Raw genomic sequence first — 10,508 nt, forward strand, 5'->3', positions numbered from 1 at the left:
ATACCGCGGTACCAGCGGTTAGGACATCTTCTCATTATTGCGGGAGTTTGTGAGGGAGTCACGCAGGTCCATGACTGAATTGTTATCCCACGGTATGCTCCACCCGGCGTGCTGCAATAGTGCCGAGAGCACGCCGGCGGTAAAGCCCCAAATGACGTAGCCATTGGCGTGAAATGCTGGTCCTTGCCACTTTCTAAAGCCCACCATGAAGCGGTTGTGCGGATCGACCAACTCCCGGATAGGCACGAAAAACACGTCATCGGTTTCATCGGGGCTGGCGGGATAGACCTCCCCCGGCTGGGCCCAATGCGCCAAAATGGGGCTCACCGGATTGCCGGTGGCGCGGATATGCAGCTGCTCCCACTGCTCCAGCGGGGTCACGGAGTTGCGCTGCAGATCCGTTTCCTCCCAGGCTTCCCGCAGCGCGGTATCCACCAGGGAGATATCGGCGGGATCCCGGCGGCCGCCGGGAAAGGCTATCTGGCCCGAGTGCGAGCGCATGGACGGCGAGCGATGCGTGAGCAAAATGCTGGCCTCTTCCGCACTCTCACCGCTCAGCAGCATGAGCACGGCCGCTTCCCGCTTGACCGGCACCTGCGCATTGGTGCCGTTAAGGGACGAAGCCTGGCGGTTGCCAATGAGCTCTTGCACCTGGCTGGGGTCTACGCCTAGCGCCGGCTTGAGCCATTCTGGTGTGTGCTCGGGAAGGAGTTGACTCATGCCGCAATCGCCTCCTCCACGGCCTTCTCAATCTCCGCTGCGGAGCTAAACGGCTGCGCAAATTGCTTGCGCACCTCACCGTCCTTGAGCACCACCGTCACCGGCACCACGCCCGGCAGGCCCAACTCACCGGCAAACTTATTATCCGAATCCTGGAAGCTCGGCAACTCCACGCCCAAGTCATTCAAAAAGGCCGCGCCATTTCCTGCGTTTTTATCCGCGTGCACACCCACGACCTGCCAGTCCGGATGCGCGTCCGCCACATCCTGCAGGTAGGGAAGTTCCGCGCGGCACGGCTCGCACCACCACGCCCACACGTTAACCACGGCTACGCCCTCATCGGCGGGCTTTCCGGTGGCCGCACCGCCTAGGCACTCCAGCCTTACTCCTGCCACGGTGCCGGCCGGGCAGTCCGGGCGCTGCGGGACTTCTTGCTGGGAAGCCTCGCTTGGCGACGCCTCCTCGGATCCGTCCCCACCCCGCAACTGCGAGACCCCAGCTACCGCAATGACGGCAATGAGGATCGCGGCGATCACCGTGCCAAGGACGTAGTTCTTCATACCGTTAGCCTAGCGCCCACGAGCGGCTGGACACATATCCCACAGAACGCATGCATCGCACTCCGTCGTGCGCGCATGACATACCTGGCGCCCGTGGAAGATGACACGGTGTGAAAACATCGTCCACTCTTCTTCCGGCACGATCTTAGCGATGTCCCGCTCAATCTTGACCGGCGTCGACTCCCCCGTCAGCCCGAGCCGCTGCATGAGGCGCCCGAAGTGCGTATCCACGGTCAGTCCGGGGATCCCGAAGGCGTTTCCGAGCACCACCAGCGCGGTCTTGCGACCAACACCGGGCAGACTGGTCAGTTCCTTGACCGTACGCGGGACCTCGCCTTGAAAATCTGCCACCAACTTCTCCCCAATGCCCAAAAGGTGCCCCGCCTTAGCGCGCTGAAAGCCCAACGGCCTCAGGATTCTCTCCAAGTCCGAGCGCTGCGCAGCCGCATAATCCGCCGCCTCTGGGTAGCGGGCAAAGAGTTCAGGGGTCACCGAATTCACCCGCTCATCCGTGCATTGCGCGGAAAGAACGGTGGCAATGAGCAGCTGCAGCGGGGATTCATAATCCAAGGCACACCGTGCATCCGGATACTCCTGCGCCAAACGCCGATTTACCTCCGGTGCGCGCAGCTCCGGCGCGCTGGCCGCTGACAGTGCTGAATTCATGGGGTTTAGCTTAGTAGACTAGGAAAACATGATTTCACTCGTGATTCTGGTACCACTTGCCATCGCCCTTTTCGCCCTCCTGATGGAAAAGCTCGAGGCAGTCGTTTTTGCTGACTAGGCGGCAAAACTGCTGGCCTGAACCGTGCACTAGCACGAGTAGAGTTTCTATAGTGTGACAAAAATTCACTGAAGTACCAAAAGTGACCAATTACACTGTAAGATGAAACGCGTTATACAGTGACCCCGCTTGTTCCGCATTGTCGAGTGCATGAAAGACCGCACCCAGATGTGGCACAGGCTCATCTATGGACTTTCGCAGTCGACATCCAAGGAGTAAAACGTGGAAGGCGTACAGGACATCCTCTCCCGCGCCGGAATCTTCCAAGGCGTTGATCCCGTTGCAGTGCAGCACCTAATCGAGCAGATGGAGACCGTGCGCTACCCGCGCGGAACCACCATCTTCGACGAAGGCGAGCCTGGTGATCGCTTGTACATCATCACCTCGGGCAAGATTAAGCTCGCCCGCCACGCCCCGGATGGCCGCGAAAACCTGCTGACGGTCATGGGCCCATCCGATATGTTTGGCGAGCTGTCCATCTTCGATCCGGGCCCGCGCACCTCCTCCGCAGTGTGCGTGACCGAGGTTCAGGCCGCCACCATGAACTCCGAGCTGCTCAAGAAGTGGGTTGGTGACCACCCCGAAATCGCCCAGCAGCTGCTGCGCGTGCTGGCTCGCCGCCTGCGCCGCACCAACGCCAACCTGGCTGACCTCATCTTTACCGACGTTCCGGGCCGCGTGGCAAAGACCTTGTTGCAGCTGGCTAACCGCTTCGGTGTTCAGGAAGGCAGTGCCCTGCGCGTGAACCATGACCTCACCCAGGAAGAGATTGCCCAGCTGGTGGGCGCTTCCCGCGAGACCGTCAACAAGGCGCTGGCCACCTTCGCGCACCGCGGTTGGATCCGCCTCGAAGGCAAATCCGTGCTCATCGTCGATACCGAGCACCTCGCCCGCCGCGCTCGCTAAGACCGCGCCAGCCCGCTACCCCGCTTCGGCGGGGTCTCGTTGGGTTTGCCTCCTTTAACCAGTTACGCACCGCACTTGTGACCACGGTAGACTCCACACTGCATCGCTTGGAGACCATACCGCGGCCGTACGTCGACCCTGCGCGCCTCCTGCCTCAGGCCCACAGCACAATTAAGCCCCTCTTCCCACCAAATGAGGAAGAGGGGCGAATGAAGATAGGCTTATTTAGCCTCACCGTCCAAGTACTTCAGCGCGGTGCGCGTGGACTGCTCCGCAGCGTGGCGCAGCACCGGGTCCACATCGTCATACATCTCGTTGACCAGGGTATTCAAATCCACATCCTCGCCTAGGCGGGAGCGGATCTCTTTAATCTGGTCAAGACGGTAGTGGCGGCGGTCAATGTACTTGCGGGCCACCTGAGAGGTGTCATCCAAGTCCGGACCGTGTCCTGGAAACAGCGCAATATCCTTACCGCGCTCTTCCAAGGTGTCGAGGGTGTGCAGGTAATCGGCCAAGTTACCGTCCGTCTCCGAAAGGAGAACGGTGTGGCGGCCGGCGATAGTGTCACCAGAGATAATGCCCTCGAGGCGGGAATTTCCTACCTCCCCGCTCCACACAAAGAAGCAGGTGGAATCCGCGGTATGGCCTGGGGTGTGCACGACCTCGAGACTTGGGGTGATGCCATCGAGGGAGATGTGCTCACCATCCTGGAGAGCCTCAGCACCATTGCAGTAGCTCGGATCGAAGGCGCGGATGGGGGCGCCGGTCATCTGCCGCAAGCGTTGTGCGCCCGAAGCGTGGTCATCATGGCGGTGGGTAATCACAATCAAAGCCACCTCACCTGCGTTGCGGTGCACAACGTTGAGATGGCCTTCATCCTCAGGACCCGGATCCACGACGATCGCCCGAGAGTCTTCAGTGGCGCGAATAATCCACGTATTCGTACCCTCTAGGGCGGTGTAGCTGGGGTTATCACAAAGGACTACGCCAACGGATTGGCTGACGGGACGCAATTGACTATATGCGGGGTGCTCCATAGTTACTAGCCTATCCGATCAAGCAGCAATTTCTACGATTAGTTCGATCTCTACCGGGGCGTTTTTAGGCAACGCAGCTACGCCCACAGCGGAGCGAGCATGCTTTCCAGCATCCCCGAAGACCTCACCGATGAAATCGGAGGCACCATTGATAACTACCGGCTGGTCTGCATAGGCCGGATCCGAGGCCACAAACCCCACGATTTTTACCACGCGGGAGACATTGTCCAGGCCAACTTCGGCATCGATAGCGGCGAGCGCATTCAGCGCCGCGATGCGTGCCTGTTCCTGGGCTTGTTCCGTGGTGAGTTCGGCGCCAACCTTGCCGGTCAGCGGCAAGGCACCTTCCACGAGGGGAAGCTGGCCAGAGGTCCAGACCTGATCACCCACGCGCACGGCCGGCACGTAGGACGCTAGCGGCTTAGCGACGCCCGGTAACTCGTACCCCAGCTCTAGCAAGCGAGCATGAAAGCCCATTTACTCTGCCACCTCGCGCTTGAAGTAGGCCACGACGTTTTCCGGGTTAGGACCCGGAGTGACGGTGACCAGTTCCCAGCCATCTTCGCCCCAAGAATCGAGGATCTGTTTGGTGGCGTGGGTGAGGACAGGTGCGGTTGCGTATTCCCATTTAGTCATGGGATCCATTCTAACTATTAAATACGCCCCACGCCGTCTAAATTCTTAAATTCCGACGAGCTCGCCGCCTTGGGCCAAGTAGTGAGCCCAATCCGTGATGTGGGGGTTCTTGCGCAGCAGGGCACGGCGCTGGCGCTCGGTCAGCCCGCCCCAAACACCGAACTCGACGCGATTATCCAGGGCGTCAGCGCGGCATTCGGTCAGCACCGGGCAGTGGCGGCAAATGACGGCCGCCTTGCGCTGTTCTGCACCGCGCACAAAGAGGGCATCCGGGTCACCCTTGCGGCATTTGGCCTGGGTGACCCACTCACCACGCTCGGGATTTCGGGCTGTATTAGACATTCCAGCAGTCTTCACACGAACGGTCATGGGTGAGTGTTCTCCTTCCCAGACGGAATACTATGTAACGCATCTGAGTCTATTCATCTAGGTAGAAGATTGTCTAACACGTCACACTTTAGGGGGTGCGAGTGATCTTCCACCTACCGAGGGCGACCACGTAGTGTATGGGGCGTGACTGTCATCAAATCTTTGGCCAAGATAGCCCTGTCTACGGTCTTGGTAGGCGCGCTCATCGCCCTGGCTCTTGCCCCCTTTGCGGGCATTTCCGGAGTGGCGATTGCCCGTACTAACGAAACCATGCAATCTGACCTGCAAGATCTGACTGCCGGTAATATCCCAGGCGTCACCACGATCAAAGACGCCAAGGGCAAGGACATGGCCTACATCTTCAGCCAACGCCGCCACCCGGTGGAGAGCAAGAAGATTTCTCAAGCCATGAAAAACGCCATCGTCTCCATTGAGGACGAGCGCTTTTATGATCACGAGGGCGTGGACTTCCAGGGCAATTTCCGCGCACTGTGGACCAACCTAACCTCGGGCGGCGTTTCCCAGGGCGCCTCCACCATCGATCAGCAGTACGTGAAGAACTACCTATTGCTGGTCTCTGCCACCACCGATGAAGAACGCGCCGCGGCCACCGAGCAATCCGTGACCCGCAAGCTGCGCGAGATGCGCATGGCCACCAAGATGGATGCAGAATTGGATAAGGATGACATCCTCACCAACTATCTCAACCTGGTGTCTTTTGGTAACCATGCCTATGGCGTCGAAGCGGCGGCCCGCACTTACTTCGGCACGCACGCTTCTGAACTCACGGTGCCGCAGGCAGCGATGCTGGCTGGCATGGTCCAATCCTCTGAGCGCCTCAATCCCTATACCAACGCTGAGGAAGTAACCGACCGGCGCAACCTGGTCCTGCAATCCATGGCGGATAACGGCCATATCAAGCAGCAGGAAGCGGATAAGTATAAGGGGGAGAAGCTGGGCGTCGGAAAGAAGCCCAAAACGCTAGCCAATGGCTGCATCGGCGCCGGTGACCGCGGTTTCTTCTGTGATTATGTGCTGAAATACCTGGATAAGAAGGGCATTAGCGAGGAGCAGCTGGCGCGCGGTGGCTACACCATCAAAACCACGCTGGACCCAACGGTGCAGGACAAGGCCCTCGAGTCCGTACAAAGCCACACCAATCCGGATGCCCAGGGCGTGGCTGAAGTCATGAACGTCATCAAGCCTGGCAGGTCGGACCGCAAGGTGCTGGCCATGGTCTCCTCGCGCGATTACGGCCTGGACCTAGATAAAAATGAGACCATCCTGCCACAGCCCTACTCCTTGGTGGGCAACGGTGCTGGTTCCGTCTTTAAGGTCTTTACCGCCGCGGCTGCGCTCGAAGCGGGCTATGGCATCAAAAACACCGTGGATGTGCCGACCCGCTACGAGGCGGAGGGCCTAGGCCATGGTGGCGCCGCCGGCTGCCCGGCGGACCGCTACTGCGTGGAAAACGCTGGTGCCTATAAGGCCACGATGACGCTGCAGGAAGCGCTGGCACACTCCCCCAATACGCCGTTTATCAAGCTCACGGAGCAGGTAGGCGTGGCACCCATCGTCGATATGGCCGTGCGTTTGGGCCTGCGCTCCTACGACGACAAGGGCAGCTTTGATAAGGACACCTCGATTGCCCAGCACACCAAGGACGCCAACTCCGGCTCCTTCACCTTGGGCCCGGACCCGATCAACCCGCTGGAGCTTTCCAATGTCGGCGCCACGCTGGCCGCAGATGGCAGGTGGTGCGAGCCTAACCCCATCTCCCAGGTCACGGATAAGGAAGGCAACGAGGTCTACCTCAAGGAAACCCCGTGTGAGCAGGCCGTTGATAAGGACGTAGCCCGCGCGATGAGCAATGCCTTGTCCGAGGACGCCAAGCAAGGCACGGCCAAGAATGCCGCCCAGGCGGCAGGTTACTCCAGCCCGATCGCGGCCAAGACCGGTACCACCGAGTCCAACCAGTCCTCCGCATTCTTAGGATTCAACCAGGGCATTTCCGCCGCGCCGTATATCTATAACGATGGCACCTCCACCGTCCCGCTGTGTACCGGGCCGGTGCGCCAGTGCGCGGGTTGGGGCAACCTCTACGGCGGCTTGGAGCCGGCGCAGACCTTCTTCAGCATGGCTACGCAGCTGCCGATAGCCACCAAGGCCGGACTGCCGAATTACAACAAGAAGTACGACAACGGCACCACGGCCGATAAGACCCTTGATAGCCTGCGCGGCAAGTCCGAGGCCGAGGCCCGCCAGACCTTGGAGTCCAAGGGCTACGTGGTCAAGACCTCCCGGGTCATCGGCGGCAATGTTCCTTATGGCCGCGTGGTTCGCGCGATTACCGGCAAGGACGGCAAGAAGAAGGGTGCGGAGATTACGCTGCAGCTTTCCGACGGCGCCGGGGCCTCCCAATCCCCCTCCTCCGGCGTGGCCGACGCTGACTCCACCGGCGCGCAAAATAGCACCGGCGGCGATAATGCCGACGGTGCTACGAGCCCTGGCCGCTCGACTGGCGGCACAGGCGGCGGAACGGGCAACGGCGGTGGCGGTACCGGTACCGGCGGCGGGTTCTCGCCGGAAGACTTTGGCATCCGCCAAGAGGACATCGATAACTTTGCCAACGACGTCCGCAGTCTGCTCGGCCGCTAAGCCTCGCCCGTTGCGGTCTGGCCCGCTTTAGCTCAGCTGGGACTTAACCTCGGCGGACAGGCGCTTGCCATCCGCCTGGCCGGCGGCCTTGGCATTGGCCGCCTTCATTACTGCACCCATCTGCTTCATGGTGGGTGCTTCGCCGTTTTCGGCCTCAACCTCTGCGATTGATTCCTTCACTAGGGCCTTAAGCTCGGATTCGTCCAGCTGGCGGGGTTGGTAGGCCTCGAAGAAGGGGACCTCGGCAAGCTCGGCTTCCGCCAGCTCCGGACGGCCGTTGTCCTCATAGACCTCGGCGGACTCGCGGCGCTTTTTAATCTCGCGCGCAATCACCTTGAGGATATCGGCGTCCTCCAGCTCATGCCGGGAGCCATTGGTCTCCTCGGCCTGGATGGCGGCCAGCAAGGCGCGGATGGCGCTGGTGCGCTGCTTCTCTTTCGCCTTCATTGCGGTTTTCAGATCTGCACGGATGGTTTGTTTTAGCTCGCTCATGCCTATCAATGTACGCCAGGTAGTGTGGTAGCCGTGAACCTTTTACGTATTCTTGGCGGCCTCACCGCTGCCGGCCTGGGCGCCGCGGCATGGGGCTATAGCGAACTGACCAAATTCGAGCTCAAGGAATATACGCTCCCCCTCCTGCCCAAGGGCACGCTGCGCGGCAAGCCGGAATTTCGGTTGCTGCACCTGTCCGATCTGCATATGATCCCCGGCCAGGAGACCAAGATTGCCTGGGTTTCTGCCCTCGATGCCCTGGAGCCGGACCTCGTGGTCAACACCGGCGATAATCTCTCCGATCAACAGGCCGTTCCCGATACGTTGCGCGCTCTCGGCCCGTTGCTGGCCCGCCCCGGCCTCTTCGTCTTCGGCACCAATGACTACTGGGCACCGCATCCGGTCAATCCCTTCAAGTACCTGCTGGGCAAAAAGCGCGAACCTTCCTACGTGGATTTGCCGTGGCGAGGTATGCGCGCCGCTTTTATGGAGCACGGTTGGCGCGATGCCAACCAGGCACGGCATGAATTCAAGGTGGGCAATGTCCGCCTTGCCGCCGCCGGCGTGGACGATCCACACCACGATCTAGATGACTATTCCGAAATCGCCGGCCCGCCCAACGAGAACGCCGACTTGTCCCTGGCACTCCTCCACGCCCCCGAGCCCCGCGTGCTGGAAAAGTTCGCAGCCGATGGCTACCAGCTTTCCCTATCCGGCCACACCCACGGCGGCCAGATCTGCCTGCCCGGCTCCCGTGCGCTGGTGACCAATTGCGGCATCGACCGCGAGCGCGTGCAGGGCCTCCACGACTTCGGACCGATGAAGATGCATGTCTCCAATGGCCTGGGCACCTCCAAATTCGCCCCAGTGCGTATCTTCTGCCGCCCTTCCGCCACGCTGCTGAAAATCACCGAGGTGGACTAAACCCAGCCACCTGCCGTTTTGTTGATTATGCTCAGCTTGCGTTAAAGTATCCAAGTACCGCTTTTCAAGGCGGAACGCCGGGATATGGCGCAGGTTGGTAGCGCGCTTCGTTCGGGACGAAGAGGTCGCAGGTTCAAATCCTGTTATCCCGACAGATACGGGCAAGCCCCTGCTATGACCAGCAACTTTAGCTGGCGAGCAGGGGTTTTTCCATATAGGGAACTGCCTGGTCACACGCGCAGATAGTGGCACTAATGCGCAAAGATGTGGGCACAGTGTGGGCACACACTCCGCCTACCCCCCTTAACAAAATTGCGTTTACGATAAGTCCACCCCCTTAATGGCGACACCTGTAGTACTCCCGCTGCACAACGCAAGCTAGATCAGCTCATCTACCACCAAATCTATTCCGACCACCACTCCCACAATCATGCAGCCTGCGGCTGCCAATTCTCACCAGTTACGTCATTTTCCATGATAAGGTCCAGCACTCCTAAATGGGTACAATACTTCATAACTGGCACATCAAATCGCTGCAAGGCTAGGATTGCGATATGAGTAGTGGACCCAGAAAGACACCCGACAAAGTTTCCCGCGAGGTAGCCTCCCTATTGCGAGAACACCTTGCACGCCGACGCATGTCACAACGACAAGTATCCCGCCTAGCAGAAATATCCCCCAGCCAAACCAGCCGTTACCTGCGTGGAGAGTCAAGCCCCAACCTCCACGAATATGTACTTATCTGCGAAGCTATAGGTGTACATCCCGACACAGTACTCTCACAAGCAATCCATAACATTCGTTGGCGAGAGAGGTACGCTAAGGACGACGAATACGCGGTACCAATTGAAGGTCAAGTCAGGTACAACCTCGACCCCAGAAATTTCCCACCCCAGGAAAGTTAGATAGAACAGAATCCGGTGGGCCGCGCTTGAAACAGCGACACCTATCTTTACAAAAAGCAGGGCCCAAAACTGCCTTGTCCCACAACGGTCATCACCAACACGCTGATGAAGGATTTTAAGCCCTCGCTGAAAAGTCAGCTATTTCACCTAGACCAAATCCCCGTATCAAGGCACCAACGACGGGTACCAACGCCGTAGAAATAATGGGATTCACTCGGCCGCGGATCAAAAGTCCCGCCGCCGCAGAGGTGAGGGTGGGACCCCATGGCCGCAAGCCCGACTAGGGCCTCCTTAGTGGCACTTCACACGTCGACGATCTGCCATGCCCTACGCTACGCGGACAAGCGAGTGTCCCCAGGTTAAATCCCGGCTATCAGCGCGGCCTACGGCCCTCCCCAAAGTCCACACCGGTTTAAATTGGCCTAAACGACAGGATGTGTTGGTGAAGTTATATGTTTAGCCCGTCTGGCCTGCTGATATTAGGATTATTTCACTTATCCGGAGGGAAAACGCAGCC

At 59.6% G+C, this 10,508-nt stretch carries 12 protein-coding genes and 1 tRNA gene; 5 read left to right on the top strand and 8 right to left on the bottom strand.

The genetic code is table 11. The features are described from left to right. Positions 1-18: 18 nt before the first annotated feature. From BKN05_RS01970 to nth, 3 genes are read right to left on the bottom strand one after another with little or no spacing between them, the layout of a single operon-like run. Positions 19-720: an NUDIX hydrolase gene (locus BKN05_RS01970; protein ID WP_286687818.1), complete on the bottom strand. Its 702-nt coding sequence runs from the start codon at positions 718-720 to the stop codon at positions 19-21. Continuing rightward, positions 717-1,280, bottom strand: coding sequence for a TlpA family protein disulfide reductase (locus BKN05_RS01975; protein WP_198492399.1), 564 nt, complete (start codon positions 1,278-1,280; stop codon positions 717-719). The genes BKN05_RS01970 and BKN05_RS01975 overlap by 4 nt, the downstream gene beginning before the upstream one ends. A 9-nt stretch (positions 1,281-1,289) precedes the next feature. Beyond that, complete coding sequence (gene nth / locus BKN05_RS01980) at positions 1,290-1,946, bottom strand: endonuclease III (RefSeq protein ID WP_198492398.1); 657 nt, start codon at positions 1,944-1,946, stop codon at positions 1,290-1,292. Between the two features lie 340 nt (positions 1,947-2,286). Between nth and glxR the strand changes: the two genes are divergently transcribed. Continuing rightward, entirely contained in the window at positions 2,287-2,970 is a 684-nt protein-coding gene (gene glxR / locus BKN05_RS01985) for a CRP-like cAMP-activated global transcriptional regulator GlxR (RefSeq protein WP_005323128.1), read from the top strand. A 221-nt stretch (positions 2,971-3,191) separates the two neighbouring features. On the opposite strand, the gene BKN05_RS01990 is transcribed toward glxR, so the two are convergent. The 4 genes from BKN05_RS01990 to BKN05_RS02005 are packed head-to-tail and all read right to left on the bottom strand — an operon-like array spanning position 3,192 to position 5,012. Then, positions 3,192-4,007, bottom strand: coding sequence for an MBL fold metallo-hydrolase (locus BKN05_RS01990; protein ID WP_286687819.1), 816 nt, complete (start codon positions 4,005-4,007; stop codon positions 3,192-3,194). 18 nt (positions 4,008-4,025) lie between these two features. Beyond that, positions 4,026-4,484 carry a RidA family protein gene (locus BKN05_RS01995; RefSeq protein ID WP_286687820.1) on the bottom strand — a complete coding sequence of 153 codons (459 nt, stop codon included), beginning with the start codon at positions 4,482-4,484 and terminating at the stop codon, positions 4,026-4,028. Further along, positions 4,485-4,643, bottom strand: coding sequence for a Sp36 family protein (sp36, locus tag BKN05_RS02000; RefSeq protein ID WP_005323131.1), 159 nt, complete (start codon positions 4,641-4,643; stop codon positions 4,485-4,487). 45 nt (positions 4,644-4,688) lie between these two features. Then, on the bottom strand, positions 4,689-5,012 hold the full coding sequence (locus BKN05_RS02005) for a WhiB family transcriptional regulator (protein WP_005323132.1): 324 nt from the start codon (positions 5,010-5,012) through the stop codon (positions 4,689-4,691). A 144-nt stretch (positions 5,013-5,156) separates the two neighbouring features. Between BKN05_RS02005 and BKN05_RS02010 the strand changes: the two genes are divergently transcribed. Continuing rightward, positions 5,157-7,670 (top strand): transglycosylase domain-containing protein, encoded by a 2,514-nt coding sequence (locus tag BKN05_RS02010; RefSeq protein ID WP_286687821.1) that lies wholly within the window; start codon positions 5,157-5,159, stop codon positions 7,668-7,670. A gap of 27 nt (positions 7,671-7,697) precedes the next feature. On the opposite strand, the gene BKN05_RS02015 is transcribed toward BKN05_RS02010, so the two are convergent. Next, positions 7,698-8,162, bottom strand: coding sequence for a GatB/YqeY domain-containing protein (locus tag BKN05_RS02015; protein ID WP_286687822.1), 465 nt, complete (start codon positions 8,160-8,162; stop codon positions 7,698-7,700). Positions 8,163-8,195: 33 nt separating this feature from the next. Between BKN05_RS02015 and BKN05_RS02020 the strand changes: the two genes are divergently transcribed. From BKN05_RS02020 to BKN05_RS12610, 3 genes are all read left to right on the top strand, one after another. Beyond that, on the top strand, positions 8,196-9,086 hold the full coding sequence (locus BKN05_RS02020; protein ID WP_286687823.1) for a metallophosphoesterase: 891 nt from the start codon (positions 8,196-8,198) through the stop codon (positions 9,084-9,086). A gap of 78 nt (positions 9,087-9,164) precedes the next feature. Beyond that, positions 9,165-9,238, top strand: a tRNA-Pro gene (locus BKN05_RS02025). A 402-nt stretch (positions 9,239-9,640) separates the two neighbouring features. Further along, positions 9,641-9,991 carry a helix-turn-helix domain-containing protein gene (locus BKN05_RS12610; RefSeq protein WP_225746083.1) on the top strand — a complete coding sequence of 117 codons (351 nt, stop codon included), beginning with the start codon at positions 9,641-9,643 and terminating at the stop codon, positions 9,989-9,991. Positions 9,992-10,508 lie beyond the last annotated feature (517 nt).

The sequence above is a fragment of the Corynebacterium sp. S5S1 genome (assembly GCF_001913985.1).
Lineage (GTDB): Bacteria > Actinomycetota > Actinomycetes > Mycobacteriales > Mycobacteriaceae > Corynebacterium > Corynebacterium marquesiae.